This is a genomic window from Pedobacter miscanthi (assembly GCF_003315595.1).
Taxonomy (GTDB): Bacteria; Bacteroidota; Bacteroidia; order Sphingobacteriales; family Sphingobacteriaceae; genus Pedobacter; species Pedobacter miscanthi.
Genome location: NZ_QNQU01000005.1, coordinates 24,175 through 44,387 on the forward strand (window position 1 = coordinate 24,175; position 20,213 = coordinate 44,387).

Genomic DNA, 20,213 nt, shown 5'->3' on the forward strand with positions numbered 1-20,213 from the left:
CTGAATCAAGATGGTCTTGATAATATCGCTTTTTAACCGGAAAAATCCAAACCTGGTACGGAATGATGACGCTATGGCAACATTTTATCGGGTTTTTTCCCCAAGGCTTCAAAAATATCCCGCCCAGTGATCGGCTGGATTTTTTAGCTTACCGTGACTTCATCTCTCGCGCTACCTTCAGTTCTTAGTGCTTCGAAGGTGACAAGTATAAATCCGGATAGGAGAAGTATAATGGCCAGAAAACGCAGTATCTTTTCTGTACCTTTGGTATTGACCATCCTGTCTGGACAAGAGAATTCATTGATTCCAACCAGTTTGCGACGGTTATTTCTACGCCAGCGTGCGAATATGAAAATAAAGGTGCCGAAAATCAAAAGCAAAATGCCGCTGATCAGGGGCATGGTGGTAAAATTAAGGGTTTCCTGTGTTTCTTTCATACAAAATAGACGATCGGGAAGCTTAAAAGTTTAAAAATATTTTTTTAGCACTTCTAGCATGGTATAATTTTGGAATGGGCCGCAAATAAAAAAAAATTCTGATGCTGTCTGAGTGCACAGCTAGATGGCTTTTTAGGTTTGATACATTAATGGGTGTTGCCGAAAATTGGTCTGCCTATCTGTTGTATAATCACCATAAGCTCAGATTTTCTTGATGTTTTGTAACGGTTTTGTTGCCGCTTATTCTCTCATCTTTTTAAATTATTATTGATTTTAGCATCATTATTTAGGTTGTTAAATTTGATGGATGTGAAAGTTAAGCAGGTGCCCAATTGCTCTATAATCGGAGTTGTATTGCTGTATCTGATGATCTCTTTAGGCAATATCTTTCTTTTATCCAACCTCTCCCTTTTAGAACCCGTCCAGGGAATAAAATCAGCCACCCAGAACAACGGCAGCTTTTCACCGCTTGGAAAAGATTCTAAAATTACCAGGCAGTTTAAGTGCATCCTTGATGAACGAAAGAAAAACATGCTTCCTGTTCAGGAAGCTGTTATTATCGGGGTGATCTTACTTTTTTGCCTTTCATTTCTAGCTCCTAAGCTGAACAGGTATTCTCTTGAGCGCAAATCCCTGACTTTAGGATCAGTCCCAATTTATATTTCCAACCAGGTCTTCCGGATCTGAGATTTATTTCCAACTTTCTTTTATTGGCAGGTACTTCATATGAGGTGACCACGGACGCTTAATCACCGTGTTACCTGTCGCGAAATCCGTCAAATCTTTTTCCTTAAATTTTAATTTAAAGACATGATCCGTATTAAACAGATTTTCTGTTTGTTCCCTTTTTTATATATGGGGCTGGAAAGCCATGCCCAATCTTCCCCAAAACCCATCGGGATCGTCGATCTGATTGATCACGTGACCGCCTTTTCACCCTCTCTGGCCGCTGATTCGGCAGCAGTAGATATCCGTGCGGCCCAGTTAAAAGAGACCGGGGCAAATGCGCTTCCAAACCTGAAGCTTAATTATCAGGCAGATCTGGGCTCAAACAATAACGTGGCAGGGCCTTATATGGCCTTTGGTATCGTTCCTTCTAATTCCAGGGGCGTTAGGACTGAAAGCAATACCCAGGCTGCACTGACCAATCTTGGCATTGTTTCCCTTGATTGGGAGGTGTATAATTTTGGTGCTTACAAGGCCCAGAATGCGGTAGCCAAATCAGAACTTGTAGCTGAGCGTTCCAGTTTTGCTCAGCGCCGCTACCAGACCAGGGCCATTGCCATTGATGATTACCTGAGCCTTTTAAAGCTTCAGGACATGCTATCTATTCAGGCAAGCAACATCAGGCGCAATGAGCAGATTAGCCGCTCCATACTCTCACTTGCCAGAAGCGGGGTGCGCCCGGGCGTAGATACCAGTATCGCGGGTGCAGAACTCTCCAAATCAAGGCTGAATTATATCGAAATGGACAATACTTATAAACAGGTTCAGCTCGATATTGCAGCAATCAGCGGGCTACATCCGGAAAGTATTGTGGCTGACAGTACAATCCTTGACAGACTGAAATCGCTTGAGGTAAACCTATCTGTAAACCTGACCGACAGTTCAAGCCATCCGCTGCTTGATTTTTATAAAAGTAGTTACCTCAGCAGCATTGAGAAGGAAAATTTGGTTAAAAAAGCCTATAACCCTAAGGTGAGCCTGCAGGCTGCGGCCTGGTCAAGGGGTTCAAGCATTGATGCCAATGACAATTTCAATAGCCTATCCAATGGTCTGCAATGGCAGCGGGAAAATTACCTTGTGGGCGTTGGGATCAGCTATAACCTCTTTGATCTGCGCAGGCGTCAGTTGAAGCTGAGGACCCAGAAGGCCAGCAGTAACTTTTATTTAAAGGAGCTTCAGCAGGAGCGGCTAATGTTATCAAATGCCTCACTTCAGGCGGGTCTTGAAATCAGTACCGCGCATAAAAGACTCGAAGAAATACCCAATCAGCTAAAGGCCGCCGCCGCAGGGTACCGGCAAAAGCTCTCCCTTTATAAAAACGGGCTGACCGATATCATTGAGCTCAATGCAGCCCTGAATATCCTCTACCGCGCAGAAACTGATTTTGTTAACGCAAAATACCTGTACGTCCGGGCACTTTTTCAAAAGGCTATTGCCACCAACCAAGTAGATTCACTGTTAAACGCATTAAAATAATAAAGATATGTCAATGGTTACCTCGGCCCTGAAAAAGCCGATTACAACAGTGGTGATCACCGCGAGTTTACTGCTCTTTGCAGTGCTCAGTGCGCTGAAGATCCCAATAGATATTTTTCCCCAGCTTAATTCTCCTACTATATATGTTATCGAATCCTATGGTGGCATGTCCCCTCAGCAGATGGAGGGTTTTTTCTCTACCCGCCTGCAGGATCAGTTCCTTTACGTTAACGGTGTAAAGAATATTACCGCCAAGAACATTCAGGGTTTGACGATGCTCAAGCTTAGTTTTTATGAAAGTACCAATATGGCCGAAGCCTCAGCCCAGGTTGCCCTGCAGGTTAACCGTGCCATGAAGTTCTTCCCACCAGGAGCGTTGCCTCCACAGGTAGTCCGCTTTGATGCCTCTTCACTGCCCGTTGGCCAGCTTGTACTTTCGGCCAAGTCGAGGAGCCTTAAAGAAATCTATGATATGGCGGCAACACGTATCCGGCCCATGTTTTCTTCGGTTGCCGGACTTTCAGCACCACCGCCATTTGGGGCCAATTCACGCTCGATTACCATTAGCGTAGATCCGAGCAAGCTAAGGAGCTACAATCTGACTCCGGACGAGGTAGTAGGGGCTTTATCCAAATTCAATGTAATGTCGCCTTCAGGAAACCTGAGGTTGGACAATACCATGATGGTGACCTCCATGAACTCACTGGTAAAAACCGTGGATGAATTCAACAACATTCCCATTGCCACAAAAAACGGCGTTTCCATATTGGTAAGGGATGTGGCAAGGGTTGCAGATGCAGCAGATGTTACCGTAGATTATGCGCTGATCAACGGAAAAAGGTCGGTTTATATCCCAGTAGTAAAAACCGCAGACGCATCAACCTGGTCGGTGGTAAAATCGTTAAAGGCCAAAATTCCTGAAATGCAGAGTCTTTTGCCTGACGATGTCCACATTTCGTATGAATTTGACCAGTCTGTAGCGGTTATCAACTCGGTAAAAAGCCTGATCACTGAAGGTGGCTTGGGTGCATTATTAACAGGTCTTATGGTATTGTTATTCCTGCGTGACCTTCGGAGCAGTCTTATCGTGGTGATTACCATTCCGGTATCGATCCTAATTGGCGTGCTATTGCTGGGCATGTTTGGCCAGACCATTAACATCATGACCCTGAGCGGTCTGGCACTTGCGATTGGGATCCTGGTCGATCAGGCGACGGTAACGATAGAAAATATCCACCAGCACCTGGAAATGGGCAAGCCCAAACGCGAAGCCATTTACGATGCCTGCGAGGAAATCGCATTCCCGCTACTGCTCATCCTATTGTGTATACTCGCCGTTTTTGCGCCATCTTTTATGATGAACGGGATACCAAAGGCGATGTTCCTGCCACTATCCCTTTCGATTGGTTTTACCATGATTGTATCTTTCATTGTGGCCCAGACCCTGGTTCCGATTTTATCCAACTGGATGATCAGGGAAGAACGCTACCAACATTATGACCACGGTAAGATCCATGCCCATGCAGGGGAAGCCCTGGACTCGCGGGAGGCGGAACAGGTTGAAACGCACCTGGAAAACGAAAAGGATGAACCGGAAAAAAACGATTTCTTTGAACGGGTGAAGGTGAGATTCATGGCGATCATCCAGCGGTGGATGCCGATGAAAAAAGGAATTGTCGGAATTTATTTAGTTCTGGTAGTTGGTTTGGCAGGCCTCGGCTTTGTCTTTATTGGAAAGGATATGATGCCCAAGCTCAATAACGGACAATTTCAGATCCGCATCAAAGCTCCTGATGGGACCAGGTTAGAGCGAACCGAAGAAAAATTTAAGCAGGTACTCTCCATTATCAACCAAACAGTGGATAACCATGTTGCGGTTAGTTCTGGCTACGTTGGACTCATCCCAAGCAGTTACGGAACAAGTAACCTGTATATCTTTAATACCGGTACTCATGAGGCTGTACTGCAGGTGAACCTGGATGAAGATTACAAAGTGAATATGGACGAGCTCAAAGATGCCCTCAGGAAGAACATTGCTTATAAACTTCCTGATCTTCGAATCACTTTCGAGCCGATTGACATGACGGAAAAGATTATGAGCCAGGGTGCCGCTACACCGATCGAGATCAGGGTAGCCGGAAAAGATATGGATCAGATAGAATCTTACGCTAATAAGGTAATCACAAAACTCAAAAAAATAGAATATCTCCGTGATATTCAGATTTCCCAGCCGTTGCACATTCCAGTGGTATCCATTACCCTCGACAGGTTAAAGGCGGCGCAGTTTGGCCTTAATGTTGTCGATATTGCAAGGTCAGTTACTGCAAGTACCTCATCCAGCCGATTTACCGAAAAAAACCAGTGGCTTGATGAGAGAACTGCCTATACCTACCAGGTACAGGTGCAGGTGCCAGAATATGTAATGAACACGATGGATGAGCTGAAGGAAATCCCTTTGGTTAAAGGACAGAGCAGTCCGGTATTGGGCGATATCGCTACTTTCAATACCAGTTATCATCCCGGGGAATATGATCGCTCGGGGCCAAGACGCTTTCTGACCGTGAGCGCAAACATCCATAAAAAGGACCTTGGAAAGGCAACGGCTGATGTAGAAAAGGCATTAAAGTCTGTAGGTACACCCCCAAAGGGGCTTACTGCAGAAGTTAAAGGTATGTCAAGTTTGTTAACCGAAACCCTATCTTCACTTCAGGGCGGACTTGGCTTTGCGATACTTGTTATATTCTTACTGCTTGCAGCCAATTACCAGTCTTTCAAGCTTTCGCTGACCGTACTTTCGACTGTTCCGGCAGTAATCCTGGGTTCACTGACTGCGCTATTCCTTACAGGCTCTACACTTAACCTGCAGAGTTATATGGGGATGATTATGTCTACAGGGGTTTCGGTTGCCAATGCGATACTGATCGTTACCAACGCCGAAAAACTCAGGCTGGATTATAAGGATTCTACCCGGGCGGCAGTGGTGAGTGCCGGGATCCGTTTAAGGCCGATTCTGATGACCAGTTTTGCCATGATAGCAGGTATGATCCCAATGGCTTCAGGAATGGGCGAATCCGGTGAACAGACCGCACCGCTCGGTAGAGCTGTTATCGGCGGATTATTATTTTCAACCCTCGCTGCACTGTTCATCCTTCCGCAGGTCTTTGCATGGGTACAGAAAAAAAGTAGCTTAAAAGAACCCAACCTAATGCCCAGAAAAACAAACATTTAATAGATAAACAACATGAAAATAAAATTCATCCCCATTATAATAATGATAAGTTCTTTGGCAGCTTGTGGCGGAAACCAAAAGCCCGTGGACATCAGTCCGGAAAAAAACGGCAAGGAAGCCAAATATGAAACCGCAAAGGTTGAAGAAGAAGCTCTTTCGACTTTTACGCGTATTCCCGGGGTACTCAAGCCCTTTAACCAGGTAAACATTTTTCCAAAAGCCAATGGCTTTGTAAAAGCGATACTGGTCGACTTAGGGTCGAAAGTTAACAAGGGCCAGTTGCTCATGATACTTGAAGCACCAGAACTCGAATCGCAGTTGCAGTCGGCAAACTCCCGATATCTGCAGGCGCAAGAGACGGCATCGGCAAGCAGTGAAAAATACAGACGCCTTAAAGAGGCCGCAAAAGAAGAAGGTTCGGTATCTCCTCTAGAACTGGACAATGCCCTTTCCAGGATGAAAGGAGATAAGGCCATTGCAGAAGCCGAGCGATCAAATGTTTCCTCTGTACGTACCATGCAGGACTACTTGAAAGTATATGCACCTTTTGATGGGGTGATTGTAGACAGAAATGTATCACCGGGAGCTTTGGTATCAGCAGGGAAATCTTCGGACCTGCCAATGCTTGTATTGCAAGACCTGACCCACATGAGGCTTGAGGTGTCTATCCCCGAAGATTATGTGGACAAGGTGGACCTAAGCCAGATGGTCAAGTTCCACTTTAATGCATTGCCGGGGGAACAGCACCAGGCAAAGATCAGCCGTTCTGCAAACTCATTGGGAAATATGCGCCAGGAAATTATAGAGGTTGATGTGGCCAATAAAGACAGCCGTTTAAAGGCTGGAATGTATGCTGAGGTTGAAATTCCCCTAAAATCTGGCGTTACCTCGCTTCTTGTGCCCAATTCAGCTATCGTCCGGTCTACGGAGCGGAAATATGTGGTCGAGGTGGAAAATGGTAAAGCGAAGCTCATTGATATCAAGGAAGGGATGAAGGGAACGGACATGACCGAGATTTTCGGCGCAATCAAAGCAGGAGCAAAGATCGTTTCGCCTGCAAACGATGAGATCAAAAACGGTCAGGCGCTTTAGTAATTTGCCAGGCGGTGAGCAATCCGCCTGGCGAATCTTTTTTTGTTTGGGTATTTCAGGGGAAATGGCCGGTCGTTCCGTTTCAAAGTGACACCGCATTTCGCTTCACATTGGCGCTAGGTTACTGACAAATGTGGCCATTTTAGTTGTTTTAGCCACTTTTCAGATTATAATTTCCGCTAATATTTTGTCGAAAATAAAATATAATAACTTTATCTTCGGCAGTTAAGAGAATAATAAACCAACTCAGATCGGATAAAGCTGTTTCCTGTTGATCTACAAACCCAAAAGTTTGATATATGAAAATCAAAATACTTATTATTTTCTTCTTAATTACCTCTGTTTCACTGCACGCTGTAGACAAAGTTCAATCAGCGACTGGTCCTGCAAGCACTGGCTTATTTCCACTAACCGTTGCTTCGCCAGATAACAAGCTATGTCTTGAATTAAACAAAAATGGAACTAATGAAATAATATATTCCTTTACTGCCAATTCGAAAAAGATCATTTCCAATTCCAAACTTGGCTTAGCTGGAGTGGATATTGTTATGCCGATCAGTTCTTCTCGCAATTCTAAAAAATCTGTCTGGAAACCGTTATGGGGCAAAAGGGCAATTGTTCCAGATATATACAATGAGTGTGTGATAGATTTTACTACCTATAAACTTATAATCAGGGCATACAATGATGGGATTGCTTTTCGATACCAAATACCTAAAAATAAGGCGACTAAAGATCTTACCGAATTTAATTTTAATGGAAACTATACAGCTTGGTATTATAATGGCGAAAATGCTAACATTGGGCCAGAAAAATTAACGGAGAGCGATGACAAGCGGTTACCTGTAATGACAATAAAGGTGGACGATGATAATTATCTGGCTATTCATGAAGCTAGTTTATCATGGGGTGAACCTCTTGTACTACAGTCTCGGAAAGGTCAAACCCTGTTTGCTATAGCATCAAAGCCCAGCGATGCCTGGAAAGTTATTATCTACGGTACTAAGCCCGGGATACTTGTGGACTCACATATTCTGGAATTATTGAATCCGCCTCCAGCAAAAACAATGGATTTTTCATGGGTGAAGCCTGGAGTCACGGTTTGGGACTGGCGGATTGCCGGAGCACAAGTAGATGGTTTTAAGTATGATATGTCGCTCGTCTCGTGGAAAAAAATGGTCGATTTTGCATCAAAAAACAACTTTCGTTATTTAACACTGGATGCAGACTGGTATGGTCCTGAATTCGGCCAAAATTCAGATCCACTCAAAGGCGGGAAAGTTGCTCAGGTACATGAAATTATACGATACGGGAAGGCAAAAGGTGTGGGGATTTGGCTTTATCTTAATGATGTAGGCGGACGCAAATTTCCTATAGCGCAAACATTAAAACAGTATGGCGACTGGGGGGCAGCCGGCATAAAATACGGCTTTATGTCTGGTAGTCCTGAGGAAAAAAATGAACGTACGCGGATGATAACCGAATTGTGTGCAAAAAACCGGCTATTGTGCAATTTTCATGACGGTCCTGTGCACCCCTATGGCCAGATGCGCACCTTTCCTAATGCGCTATCGCGTGAGTACTGTCAGGCTCAGCTGGACGCCGGTACTGCTTTACAGCCTAAAACATTTGTAACTTCAGTTTTTGTAAATATGGTCGCTGGGCCTCTGGATATGAATAACGGACTTGCTGATCTTATGCAATTTGGAAGAACGCATGGGGCCAATTACCCAGCCAATACTACATTGACAGGGGAGGCTGCCAGAACATTAATAGCCTTCTCTGGGGTAACTGTAATCCCTGATATTCCGGAAAATTATCAAAAGCATCCAGAAATTCTCCAGTTCATAGCCTCACAGAAGATGCCATGGAGAGAGAGCAAAACAATCCAAGGCGAAATTGGGGAATTTGTCGTCATGGCAAGACAAACTAGTGACGGGGCTTGGTTAATCGGGGCGGCTACCAATGAACAGTCTCGCGAACTTGATATACCCCTCAACTTTTTGAACAAAGGTGCCTATAGGGCGCTTGTAATCCAGGATGGTGATAATTCTGATTACAGAACTTCGAATGAAAGTTATAAAACAAACGAAAGAGATATAGCTGCTCAGGATACCTTGCATGTTAAGTTAGCGCCAGGGGGTGGTGCATGCATACTCATAAGGTAATTATTGTTATCAATAATTCGAAGCTTCACTTATTGTTTCAAAACTGCTCTTTTGAATTAGTACGACCCTAATCCGGCCTAGGTTTATTTCAACCGGCGAGGTTTATTATTCTGTGGTATAAGGTCACATTTAGCGAGAGGCCATTTCAATAGATCATCTTTGTGAATTTCTTGTTCCATGCACGGAAAACTGAAATAAACATTGACTTTACTCCATTTTCTTCAATTAAGAATTTAATTGAAAAGTGCCGTGTTTATAATAGATAATATCGATAAAAAATAAGTTGTGCGTGGTGTCGTCAATTATCAATTGCAGGGAGTTGCCGGTTTGAATGACCTGGCAAATATGTCGAGTTCGTCATGAGAATATTTTCCACTATACTGGAGCAAAGGATTTCCCCTGGAATATATTAATTGGGTGAAAAATAATTTCGAATTCTTTTTCAGGTTGAATGTGATTGGAGGAATTTTTAATTATCACCTTTCTTCCATCAATTGATTGCAGTTCGGATCCCTGGTAAGTGAACCTTAGCTTTTGTCTTGGGTTCTGAAACTAAATTTGAGGCTTGTCTGAAAAAAAAAAGCAACCGCTTTTTAATCTTTTGATTTTGTTCAGATTCAATATTAACTTTGATTTCGTCAATCTCTAGAAGTTCCGGGAGCGTCAACACGCCCAGGTTTGGTAAGAGCAACCCGGAACCCAATCCAAATCATGTTATAAGCTCATTTGGGTATGGTAGGCGCTATTTCCCCTTGAGCGCGGTCTTATCAATAAATTTAAATGATATTTATCAGTTAATGTTAAGTTTCGGCAATGCCACCGATCGCAATGATATTTCCGTCCTTAAACTTAAATTCAAGCCCCTGTTCAGTATCGAGGGCATAGCGTATGGATATTTTGAGGGTATTTTCATCCAGGACGCGGAGGTATAGGATTTCCCTGATATGGGGATTGTGGCGTAACGTGCTGTCTATTTTGAGGGCTGGCTGGCCCGATCGATGCGGGTCTTCATAGTATTTGGCGTATAGTTTCTGATAGCGGTCGAATCCGGCCTGTTGAATGGCAATCAGGTTATTTTCGATATTGTCCAAAAAGTTTTGGTAGGTACGGGCAAATGATGATAACATTTCTGCTGTGGGCGGCGATTCTATTTCCTCGCCGTCTTCATCAAATTCTTCTCCCAGGAAAATTTCCACGCCGCTGTTTTTAAAGAATGGATGATAGAAGGTGATTTCGGCAGAGTAACCTGCCCAGTCCTGTTCAACCTTTCCCCAGAATGAATGTGTTGTCATTTTATCTTCTCTTGTAAGTTTATTTATTTAAAAGTATAAAAAATAGCGGTAAGTCGAGGTTTGTTGAAAACATCTTTGACAAGTGAAAAGCCGAAACTCATACCTCACACATTCCTGTTATGCTACTCACCGGTCTTAGCTATAATGAGATTGCTATCATAAAGTGCCAGCCGGATGCGGTCATTGAAAAACCATATGATGACAGCTCGCTGCTGCATACTATAAACAAGTGCTTTAAAGAGGGTTCGAGCTGAATATGATAACGGGGGCTGGGGGGCAGTCTGTTTTTTACATCTGGTTTTAGTTATCGGCCAGCTTCGTAATAACGTTGTTATGCTTTTGTAACAATTCGCCAAGCTTTCCATTCTTTTGAACCCAGTGATGGAGGGAGCAAACAAATTCTTCCTTGCAGCGTTTATTCCAATGAAATTGGGTTGTACGGAGAGCTTAAAGAGAGATTAACGGGGACAGTGTTTTCACCCTGCATCAGCTATGTACTCGTTGTATGTGTCTGGACTAAGTTTGCTCAGATCAATAAATGATAAAAAAAATCAATGGAGATTTTCAGGTCAATAGGTAAAAAGTTAAGGTCAATTATTTCGGGCCAAATGGAACAGTATTCAAATATATTTAAACAGAACAATGTCACTGCCAGCAGGACGCTCGAACTGGATTATCTTTTTGGTGAGGGAAGGGCCATGGATGCTTACCAGCTGGTGCGATTTGCCGACGGCAATTGCTGGAATGTGTTATATAACGGTTTTCTTTTGGGAAGCCTTAGTAAAGTGGATGGGATCTGGATAGCTGCAAATGGGGAAAACCTGGATGAAAAGCGCATAACGGCAATCGGAAAGTTTATAGACAGCCAGCATTTCAACCTTTTGCCTGATAAGATCAAAGCTCAATGGGCGGAAGAGGTGGAGGAAGTAGTCATGGAAAAGGACGGTAGTTATCTGGTCATCTGTAAGGATGGCGCTGACTTCGGTGCCTTCAGGTTTCTGTTCAGCATTTTTATTTCTAAACTGGTAGAAGAGGAATGGCCTGTTAATTTCAAAGTCTATAATGCTGCCTTCACTGAAGATTTCGAAGTGGAAGTTATTGGAGCTAATGATATTTAATTAACCTCGAGACAATTGAAGTTTTCGCCCCTCCCTTGAATCCCATTTGGTCTTTCGAGCAAGGCCATGCAAAATTAAGTAATACCTTTTGGAAAGGGTTGTTAAGTTTATTCCTGTAGTAAATGATAAACCATTATACCGACGGATTAGATGTTGTACAGTTTAGCGAAACCTGCCTTTAGGTAATTAAACAATCGCATAACAACGCCCAAGGGGGCAAAGAAGATCTTAAAAGTTTAAAACTTAATCAGCTATTGTTGAAACAATTGTACATGGACAATCCAATCTCCATGGTTACTTGCAGCATCAGTTCCTTTCTGTTTTAAGTGCTTAGGACCTGCAAGGCCTAAGGCCGCACATCACTATTCAAAACAAGGTTAACCCTGCGTACGCCAGGGAAAGAATTGAAAACTTTGCAAGCAGATTTTGAGCCTTTTCAAGTTGTATTAAATGGACTTGAGCTCTCGTATTATCTGGATGGCCCATGGAAACACCATCAGTTTTTTCCTTTTGAACCTTTGGTTCTAGATAATGAATAACTAACAAATAAAATATTTATGGAACCAGAGGCTTCATCTTATTTCTTCTGCATTTATCCGAGCAGTATTTAACTTCATCCCATACCTTTTCCCATTTTTTCCGCCAGCTAAAGCGGCGCCCACAGGTGATGCAGGTTTTTTCAGGAAGGTGCTGCTTTTTAACCCCTTTCATTTTTCCATTGCTTTTTTAAGCTTGCATACTTTGCATTTGCTTCATCGAGTCTCCACTTATGATAGAATACGGAAGCAGAGAGTGCTTTTTATTCTTCACCCGTACCGCTTTCCAGCTGGTGGTAATTCTGCCAGTCGTAGTATATTTTATTGTCCTTAAAATTAACATAGCGCCTGGACTGGTCAAAGCCCATTTGCGTATTTTCTCCCCATGTCTGCGTCAAAGAAATCCTTTTCCTTCAAATAGGCAAGAACACAAGTCGTCGATTTGATCACTGATTTTTATAGCTATTTCCTGCGTTTTAAAATGCCGGTTTTGACCAATCTCGCTTTTATAAAGCTCACATCATAGCGCCCAGATCACCTTTGCCCACGGTATGACAGGGAATTTTTCCGGTAGTCAATTTCCCGTTTCCAGGCATATTTTAAGTAGTCAAATTTAATACCTGGATTTGTCCATAACCGGTCAGTTAGCCCTCGTTGATGTGTTCGTTTAAGTAATTTTCGGCATTTGAAACATCATTCTCAACCTGTTCTTTTGCATTTACTGATTCATAGTGCAGGGAATCTTCGGCAAATTCGCTCAACAGGGTAAACCTGGTTTCCGCGTCTTCTTGTCTAGCTGGCGCGGCTTTTCCGATCACAGTAAAAATACCCTCGATACTTATCGTGCACATAACTATATTTGACCTGAAAATCATCCTGATCTTCGGTGGGGATTTCTGCGATTTCGGTATAGGCGCGGTCCTGAATGGTCTCCAGTCCCAGCCTTAATAACCTGATCGCCTGCTGTTTTTTATCTGCTGTCATTTTCTGATGGCTTTGATTTCCTTTTCTAACAGTCAGCCGCTGCTAAAGTTTTAGTTCTTTCTCTGTATATCTACGGATACTTGCACTTTAGTTAAATCACGATATAGCTGTTGCTCCGCAAACATTTTAACGAATCTGCTGTTGCATGAAATATGATATTTAGCAATTACCATGATGGAGAAAAGCACATTAATACCCAGCCTGATCAATAAAACAGTTGTCATCACCGGAGCATCCAGCGGGGTAGGACTGGCCACTGCCGAAGCTTTTGCCATGGCTGGAAGTCATGTTGTGCTAGCTTCCAGGGGAATGGAAGCTTTAAACCGGGCGGTTGATTACTGCAAAAGCCTTGGGGCAGTTGCTATCGGTATGGAGACAGATGTTTCGGAAGAGGCGCAGGTCAGGGCACTTTCAGAACGCGCGCTTTCGATCACCGGTCAGATCGATTTCTGGGTGAACAATGCCGGGGTGATGGCGAGTGGTAAATTTGAGGAGATCCCCATAGAGGTGAGCCATCAGGTCGTGAAAACCAATCTGTTGGGTTATCTCAATAGTGCGCATACCGTTATTCCTATATTCAAGGGGCAGGGATATGGTGTGCTGATCAATAATGTTTCCATTGGCGGATTTATGCCAGCTCCGTACAGTGCAGTCTATTCGGCTACCAAATTCGGCATCAAGGGGATGATGGAATGCCTGCAGGGTGAACTTTCAGGCCAGCCCGATATCCACATCTGCAACCTATATCCACAGATCCAGCGTTCGACCGGAAATATGCACTCTGCTAAATATTCAGGGTTGGATTTCAAGATCCCGCCATTTGCTGCCGATCCCAGGGATACTGCAAAACAGTTGCTTAAACTTGCCATCCGGCCTCAAAAAGATAAATTCCCTGATTTCACTTCCTGGGCATTGAAGACTATGCACAGCGTATTTCCAAAGCTATTGGTCAATACGGCCTCATCCGGCATGCGCCTGCTCATGGAAATCAAAGATGGCGAACCGACCAGTGGAAATGTGCTCAACCCTTCAGGTCCGCCGCACCAGATTTACGGGGAGACGCTTATCCCTGTACCATCGGGGAAAACAAAACTTGCACTCGGCATTGGTATTGCTGTAGGTATCGGTTTGCTTCTGTTCTCCGGTAAAAAAGGTTGAAGGCGGGAAATTCTAAATTATCTTTAAGTTGGCAATCTCAATTATGTGAATATTTAGCATAGTGTGTGTATTTTTCCTCTATAGCGCACTCTTAAAAGCACCAATGTAGCTGAGTCCGTTATAATCTGCTTGATGGGGTTCTTTAACCGTTATTGATGAATCTGTTATATAGAATACGGCATTAACCGTATTGATGCCTGCCTGTCCTGCAGCTTTTATTGCCGCTGAGATACTGCTGATATCAATGGGTACCTTCTTTTGCAATACTTCCTGTACCGTGACTGGTTTTTCAAATATGGGCAAGATCCCGATCATATCTTCATCATACTCCTCATCAAGTCCGATATTCCTTCCAAAATGACTGATTTTTTCCTCCTGCTCAAAATATTCATAATATGTCTTTTCGTCCAATGCAGTATTTCCCATCCATAGATGGATTACTTTCATTCTTTCAGTTGGGCTTATGTACATGGTTTTTCCTAATTTATTTTCAAACTTCAAAATTTGCAGGGAAATACGCAACTTAAAAAAACAAAATTGAATTAAGGGGGGCAGGCTCTATTGATTGACGTACAGCTGGTAGGCCCTCAGTATTTTATTGGGAGAACTTATTTGAACAAGTTTTATAGGTTTTTCCAGAAACAAAAAAACTCACCAATTGATGTGGCAAGGTTTAATTAGTGTTCCCGAAGAGATTCGAACTCATATCAACTGGACCGTACTGAGCAATTCTATCCATTGAATTATGGGATTGCTTAGGCCTGCAACTATAGGATTTAAAAACTTATTTTTCTGCATGTTGAATAAAAAAATGCACTTGTCTTCTATTTGCTGCTATCTCACGCAGTTTCCCGCATTTTTTAATTTCAGATCATAATGTACGCTAGTCGTTCTCTAGTATGATGCTGGGTTAAGGATTTGGAGATATAGTCTAGACAGCGCCGCACGAACTAGTTTAGCGCATTCGTGATCCTATTGGTTCATTTATAGCTCATTCCTGGCCCAATTTGGCCCATTTCAGTCGGAAAATTCCATTTTTTTTGATTCATAGATACGTTTGTACGAGCAATCCAATATAACTGGTTTTAAAGCTATTATGGTTTCTACAAAAGAGCTGTTCACCCTATTTCGATCTGCCGTTAGGACTGGATCGGAAATATGTTTCCGCGATAGAGTGCTTTTGAAACCATGGCTTTCCTCATCAGCATCTGATGCTTTCTATGTGAGGACACATCAAGAAATATGGATCACCGAAAGGTTTATTGTCGCCAGTATTGGTGACAATTGAATTTCCCGGAATCTATTTTTAGAGCTCAGCTTGAGGCTGTTGCCTTAAAGAGCATTAATCAGTTATCTGCCAATGGCAGAACGTTAGGGTGCTTTTAGGCATCTGTTCTTTGACATACTGGAATGAAGCATTATTCCGCGAGGAGCGGAAAATCCTGCGAAGTTGAGATCATATCAATATAACGAAAGCGCAGGGGCAGGCGGGGGCCCGGTCCGTATGGACTGACGCGAGTAATTCCGATCCACCGAAGACTTGTTTTTGTGTTTGAGTTTAGGTAATTAAGGGGCCAATTGGCCCCTTTTTTTTGTTAGGGAAATACAGATGGACATTAATGGAAAAGTTGCTTTTGCAGGAGGATAGAAGAAAGCGTCAAGGACGCACTATCCAGAATCGGCAAATTAGGGCCATATCTTAAAAAGGCGGAAGCTTTCAGGTTATATGGAAGACGAAATGTTGAGCACTGGATCTCGCAGGGATTGGTCACGGAACGTAAGGGATGGAGACCATTCCGCATCCTGGCACATAGCGTGGTTGGAAATCGAAGCAGTCCATAAGGCAAAAAATCTTATCCGATATTTATAGGGTCAGTGAAGATATCCTCGGGTGGCTTCTGCTTTTTATACACGCAAGATGTCTTTTTGTCCGACGAAAACCCCTGCGGCATTTTCTCTTGGTCAAAAAGTCTCTTGCCCTGAAGACTGGCCTACCGCTGAGCTTCGTCCACCTTCAGGGTTGGGAAAACTCGCGGCTCGTTTTCTTTTTTTTAGTTACCTGAAGTATTTTATGAATAAAAGGCAGCTTGGAAGACCTCAAATGGTTCAGGGTAAACGGGATAGAAAGGTAGATGTCCGCTTTACGAGTGAGGAGTTTGATCTGATTTTAAAATTGGAGACGGCTTTGGGAATGAGTAAAGCAGACCTGATCAGAAGTAAAGTATTAACAGGTTCAGATCGGGTGATCGTGAATGCAGAACGACTGATACTGGCGCTCGATCTTCTGGGAACTGAAATGGGCAGGGCCGGAAACAATATTAACCAGCTGGCCAGATATGCGAATGCCCTTAAGAGGCAAGGAATCCTATCAGTGGTTGTTGCCGAGCGGTATAATATTTTACTGGCCAATTATCAGGACAACCAGAAACGTCTTGAAGTGCTGCTCCGCAAAGTGATCAGGCTCGCGGGTAAGTAACCGCAATATCTTTAGGTTAGCAGATCAAAGAAAAAATCTTTGGTTGTTTGTATCTATGTTGCTAAGCATATAACTGGTTATAGGAATATCCAGTTTCATTGTTAACCCTTTAGCTTGATTCATAGTTCATGGGTTCCATCGCTCTTTAGCTTCCTGCGTTACTTAGTGAACAGTTATATGGTTATAAGGCTATGAAGTTAACATGGAAACTAGTTACTCAGGTTGCACAATAGCTAGTTATACTGTGGGGTAGATAACAGTGAAACCGGATAGCTGATGAACTGGATAACTAAATAACAAGTAATATGATTGTAAAGATACTTTCTTCATCGGCCAGCTTTTCCGGGGTGAACTATAATACAGACAAGATTGAACAGGGAAAGGGTGAACTGGTAAATGTTTCCAACTTCGGAGTGCTCCAGTTTCTTTCGGAGCTCCGGCCTTCAGATTATATTAATTATTTTAAAGCGGTTTCCGCAATGAACAAAAGGGTAGCTAAACCGCAGTTCCACGCGGTTATTTCTGCTAAAGGAAAATCAACATTCAAGGAGGATCTGACAAGGATCGCGCAGCTTTGGCTGACTAAAATGGGCTATGGAAAAAATCCTTACCTGCTTGTTTTTCATAATGACACAAAAAATAATCACGTACATGCGGTATCCACAAGGATTGATAAAGCCGGGAAAAAAATATCTTCTGCTTTCGAAAAGTTAAGGTCAATCAGGATGCTTTCGCAGGTTCTAGACCAGGAAAATAAAACTGATATTAACCTAGAACGTAATAGAATTCTTAAATACCATTTTTCTACACTGGCCCAGCTAAAACTTTTATTTGAGCTGAGAGGACTGAAGGTTTCTTTAGGTGATGGGGATTTAAAAATTGACGGATTCAATGGCCAGCAGTCACGGTTTAGGGTTTCAGAAATCGAAAATTGGATTTCGATAAATAAAAATGACCTCAGAAGAGCGGCGCAGATTTCCAAAATCATTGAAAAATATAAAAACCGATACAGCCCGGTACTAATAGACTACGGAAGGCTCCATGAAATGGAGCGCGCAGATGTATTGCGTTACCGTTCTGAACTGGGTGACTTTCTTCACTCAAAATTTGGTATACAATTGATCTTCCATTATTCAGGCGACCGGATTCCTTATGGATATACCATCATAGATCATGCAGAACAAAATGTATTTAAAGGATCAAATGTAATGAAAATGGCAATATTGGTCGGTGGGACGGCAGATAGCCAGGTTATTAATGATATGAGGCCATTAAGTGAGCACAAAAATCAAAATTTCCAGGATACATCTTTGGAATGTTGGACAGGAGCCTCAGATCTGGATATCCCTGCCCCAAGCCTGCCTAACCTAGCAGAAGATATTGATGATGAGGCCATTCTCGGCCGAAACCGGCAACGAAAGGGTAAGGCCCGTACAAATACACGTTAAACTTAAATCATTTATCATGCTAATTATTATAGGAAACCAAAAAGGGGGTGCTGGAAAAAGTACGCTCACATTATTGTTGGCAAATTTTCTCACGCTAGTGAAAAAAAGAAAGGTTACTGTCATTGATATGGACTATCAACAGTCCCTTGCCCAGAAATATGAGAAGGCCAAAATATTGGACAATACAGAACTTTATGAGGTAATTGCCGCGGGCCTTGAACATTTCCCATCTATGTTCGCTGTACTCAGTCAGAGCCCTGAGCATATTGTAATTATTGATCTTCCCGGAAAACTTGATGATGATGGACTGATGCCGGTATTTGCATCTGCGGATTTAGTATTCTGCCCTTTTTCTTACGATGAGCTTAGTTTTGATTCTACTATACTTTTTTCGGTGGTGCTAAAAAAAATCAACAAGGATGTTCCGGTATTCTTTGTGCCCAATAGGGTGAAGGGAAATGTGAAGTATGAAACCCAAACCGAGGTAGAACAGCAATTGATCCGCTTTGGATCTTTGACCGCACCGATTTCTGACCGGGTAGATTTTCAGCGTACGAGTACTTTTCAGACTCCTTTGGCACTTTACCCTATCATTCTTCCTGTATTTGAAACAATCTATGAAAGCCATATTGGCCTTTCGGGTACCTAATTCCTTGGCCTATTTAATGTATTATGGAAAAGAAAATTATTTCGATCGCAGATGAACTGCGAAGATCAATCTCAATGCCCTCCGATGGAAAGCCGAACAACAAGAGCGTTAATGGAAATTCTGTTATGCCAGCAGGTAAACAGGCCAGGGATAAGAAAACAATTCCTACTGCAGGGGCAATACTGGAGGCGATGAGCGGCTTTGACTGTACAGGCAATACCCATATGCTCCATCCGAGGCTGGATATACGGACGGTAAAACTTCTGAATAGTTTTAAGCTGGCCTCCGGTATTGATATGAACCGTTTCATCGCTTTTTCTATCCATTACCTGTTTCAGCAGCATCCTGAATTAAAAACTTATATCAAACAATCTCTAGAAAATTTCGAGCTATGACATGGACGCAATTTATTATCTACCTCATTGGCGCTTACAGCTTTTATTATGGTGCCAATCTATTTTTTGATTATTACAGGACTGCCGGCACGGGAGATTCCATTGATACGGGTTTGATTTCCGTCGGACTTTCTTCTGCTGACCTGCCCAGAAAAATAGCAATGGAGGATCTGGACCCGGGGTTTTCAGAAATTGATTACTTTGTTGGGGATACCGATAGTGATCCGGTGGATTCGCCGATTGTATCATCTGGTGGGATTTCGATCCGGGAACTTTTCGAGCTTGCCCGTGATGAATCTATTGAATTTACAAGAGCGGTCAGTTTTTAATCATGGGAAGGTTAACGGTTATGCTATTGCTGGTACAAATAATTGTACTGGTTGCCGGTCCGCTGGCTGCATTGGCGCAGCCCGGCCTTGCTGAAATGCAGCAGGCACGTTCATTCATCAGGGAATCATTTTTTTCGATGAGGGACTTTTCATATATCGTCTCTGCACTTGTTGCCATTGTTGGTGCAGTGACCGTCTACCATAAATGGCAGATGGGAAAAGATGTAAGCATGGATATCCCAGCCTGGTTTTTCTCATCCATGTTTTTGCTTTTGACCTGGACCTTTCTTTTACACCTCTTTGGTATCTAAAGTTGTTTTCTACTATTATTTATATAGCCCTGTCAGGGCTTTTTTTATTTCCATCCATTTTTTCCCTAATCAAAATCATTATGAAAAAAATCAAGAACATCAGGTTTGTAATCTTTCTTTATCTGACAACAATCTTTGGCTACGTCTCGGCACAAAGTGGCGTAAACGGGCTGAACACAGCTACTTCTACATTAAAGACCTATGTGGATCCGGCAACCAATATTGCATTGGTCATCGGCGGTATTGTTGGTATTGTCGGTGGGATTAGGGTGTATTCGAAATGGAATAGCGGGGACCAGGACATTAATAAGGAGCTAATGGGATGGGGTGGTTCGTGCCTGTTTCTGGTACTTTCCTCTCTGATCGTTAAAGCATTCTTTGGACTCTAA

The 20,213-nt window shown here is 42.9% G+C and carries 20 protein-coding genes; 14 read left to right on the forward strand and 6 right to left on the reverse strand.

Annotated features, from left to right (window positions below; all coding sequences use genetic code 11):
- Nucleotides 1–143: 143 nt before the first annotated feature.
- Nucleotides 144–437, reverse strand: coding sequence for a hypothetical protein (locus DRW42_RS06940; protein WP_113948114.1), 294 nt, complete (start codon nucleotides 435–437; stop codon nucleotides 144–146).
- Between the two features lie 309 nt (nucleotides 438–746).
- On the opposite strand from DRW42_RS06940, the gene DRW42_RS28570 reads away from it, so the two are divergent.
- From DRW42_RS28570 to DRW42_RS06965, 5 genes are all read left to right on the forward strand, one after another.
- Complete coding sequence (locus tag DRW42_RS28570; RefSeq protein ID WP_147243687.1) at nucleotides 747–1,124, forward strand: hypothetical protein; 378 nt, start codon at nucleotides 747–749, stop codon at nucleotides 1,122–1,124.
- 123 nt (nucleotides 1,125–1,247) lie between these two features.
- Nucleotides 1,248–2,639 carry a TolC family protein gene (locus DRW42_RS06950; protein ID WP_113948116.1) on the forward strand — a complete coding sequence of 464 codons (1,392 nt, stop codon included), beginning with the start codon at nucleotides 1,248–1,250 and terminating at the stop codon, nucleotides 2,637–2,639.
- A 7-nt stretch (nucleotides 2,640–2,646) separates the two neighbouring features.
- Nucleotides 2,647–5,868, forward strand: a complete 3,222-nt coding sequence (locus DRW42_RS06955) for an efflux RND transporter permease subunit (RefSeq protein WP_113948117.1) — start codon at nucleotides 2,647–2,649, stop codon at nucleotides 5,866–5,868.
- A 12-nt stretch (nucleotides 5,869–5,880) separates the two neighbouring features.
- Complete coding sequence (locus DRW42_RS06960; protein ID WP_113948118.1) at nucleotides 5,881–6,960, forward strand: efflux RND transporter periplasmic adaptor subunit; 1,080 nt, start codon at nucleotides 5,881–5,883, stop codon at nucleotides 6,958–6,960.
- 299 nt (nucleotides 6,961–7,259) lie between these two features.
- Nucleotides 7,260–9,128, forward strand: coding sequence for a glycoside hydrolase family 97 protein (locus tag DRW42_RS06965; RefSeq protein WP_113948119.1), 1,869 nt, complete (start codon nucleotides 7,260–7,262; stop codon nucleotides 9,126–9,128).
- 800 nt (nucleotides 9,129–9,928) lie between these two features.
- Here the strand turns inward: DRW42_RS06965 and DRW42_RS06975 are convergent.
- Entirely contained in the window at nucleotides 9,929–10,420 is a 492-nt protein-coding gene (locus DRW42_RS06975; RefSeq protein ID WP_113948121.1) for a DUF6985 domain-containing protein, read from the reverse strand.
- Between the two features lie 608 nt (nucleotides 10,421–11,028).
- Here DRW42_RS06975 and DRW42_RS06985 point away from each other — a divergent pair.
- Entirely contained in the window at nucleotides 11,029–11,538 is a 510-nt protein-coding gene (locus DRW42_RS06985; RefSeq protein WP_147243688.1) for a hypothetical protein, read from the forward strand.
- A 555-nt stretch (nucleotides 11,539–12,093) separates the two neighbouring features.
- On the opposite strand, the gene DRW42_RS06995 is transcribed toward DRW42_RS06985, so the two are convergent.
- From DRW42_RS06995 to DRW42_RS28710, 3 genes are all read right to left on the reverse strand, one after another.
- Nucleotides 12,094–12,249 carry a DUF2256 domain-containing protein gene (locus tag DRW42_RS06995; protein WP_113948125.1) on the reverse strand — a complete coding sequence of 52 codons (156 nt, stop codon included), beginning with the start codon at nucleotides 12,247–12,249 and terminating at the stop codon, nucleotides 12,094–12,096.
- An 88-nt stretch (nucleotides 12,250–12,337) separates the two neighbouring features.
- Nucleotides 12,338–12,472 carry a hypothetical protein gene (locus DRW42_RS29370; protein ID WP_279634094.1) on the reverse strand — a complete coding sequence of 45 codons (135 nt, stop codon included), beginning with the start codon at nucleotides 12,470–12,472 and terminating at the stop codon, nucleotides 12,338–12,340.
- 246 nt (nucleotides 12,473–12,718) lie between these two features.
- Nucleotides 12,719–12,925, reverse strand: a complete 207-nt coding sequence (locus DRW42_RS28710; RefSeq protein WP_158544291.1) for a hypothetical protein — start codon at nucleotides 12,923–12,925, stop codon at nucleotides 12,719–12,721.
- Nucleotides 12,926–13,229: 304 nt separating this feature from the next.
- Here DRW42_RS28710 and DRW42_RS07010 point away from each other — a divergent pair, with 304 nt between their 5' ends.
- Entirely contained in the window at nucleotides 13,230–14,216 is a 987-nt protein-coding gene (locus DRW42_RS07010; RefSeq protein ID WP_113948127.1) for an SDR family NAD(P)-dependent oxidoreductase, read from the forward strand.
- A gap of 78 nt (nucleotides 14,217–14,294) precedes the next feature.
- Here the strand turns inward: DRW42_RS07010 and DRW42_RS07015 are convergent, their stop codons facing one another.
- Nucleotides 14,295–14,687, reverse strand: coding sequence for an immunity 22 family protein (locus tag DRW42_RS07015; RefSeq protein ID WP_113948128.1), 393 nt, complete (start codon nucleotides 14,685–14,687; stop codon nucleotides 14,295–14,297).
- A gap of 1,600 nt (nucleotides 14,688–16,287) precedes the next feature.
- On the opposite strand from DRW42_RS07015, the gene DRW42_RS07025 reads away from it, so the two are divergent.
- The 7 genes from DRW42_RS07025 (at nucleotide 16,288) to DRW42_RS07055 (ending at nucleotide 20,213) form a co-directional block, all read left to right on the forward strand.
- Entirely contained in the window at nucleotides 16,288–16,692 is a 405-nt protein-coding gene (locus DRW42_RS07025) for a plasmid mobilization protein (RefSeq protein WP_113948313.1), read from the forward strand.
- Nucleotides 16,693–16,997: 305 nt separating this feature from the next.
- Nucleotides 16,998–18,140, forward strand: coding sequence for a relaxase/mobilization nuclease domain-containing protein (locus DRW42_RS07030; RefSeq protein ID WP_113948129.1), 1,143 nt, complete (start codon nucleotides 16,998–17,000; stop codon nucleotides 18,138–18,140).
- Between the two features lie 16 nt (nucleotides 18,141–18,156).
- Nucleotides 18,157–18,789, forward strand: coding sequence for a ParA family protein (locus tag DRW42_RS07035; protein ID WP_113948130.1), 633 nt, complete (start codon nucleotides 18,157–18,159; stop codon nucleotides 18,787–18,789).
- Nucleotides 18,790–18,812: 23 nt separating this feature from the next.
- Nucleotides 18,813–19,184: a hypothetical protein gene (locus DRW42_RS07040; protein ID WP_113948131.1), complete on the forward strand. Its 372-nt coding sequence runs from the start codon at nucleotides 18,813–18,815 to the stop codon at nucleotides 19,182–19,184.
- Nucleotides 19,181–19,513 carry a hypothetical protein gene (locus DRW42_RS07045; RefSeq protein WP_113948132.1) on the forward strand — a complete coding sequence of 111 codons (333 nt, stop codon included), beginning with the start codon at nucleotides 19,181–19,183 and terminating at the stop codon, nucleotides 19,511–19,513. The genes DRW42_RS07040 and DRW42_RS07045 overlap by 4 nt, the downstream gene beginning before the upstream one ends.
- 2 nt (nucleotides 19,514–19,515) lie before the next feature.
- Nucleotides 19,516–19,824, forward strand: a complete 309-nt coding sequence (locus DRW42_RS07050; protein ID WP_113948133.1) for a DUF4134 family protein — start codon at nucleotides 19,516–19,518, stop codon at nucleotides 19,822–19,824.
- An 80-nt stretch (nucleotides 19,825–19,904) separates the two neighbouring features.
- Entirely contained in the window at nucleotides 19,905–20,213 is a 309-nt protein-coding gene (locus DRW42_RS07055) for a DUF4134 domain-containing protein (protein ID WP_113948134.1), read from the forward strand.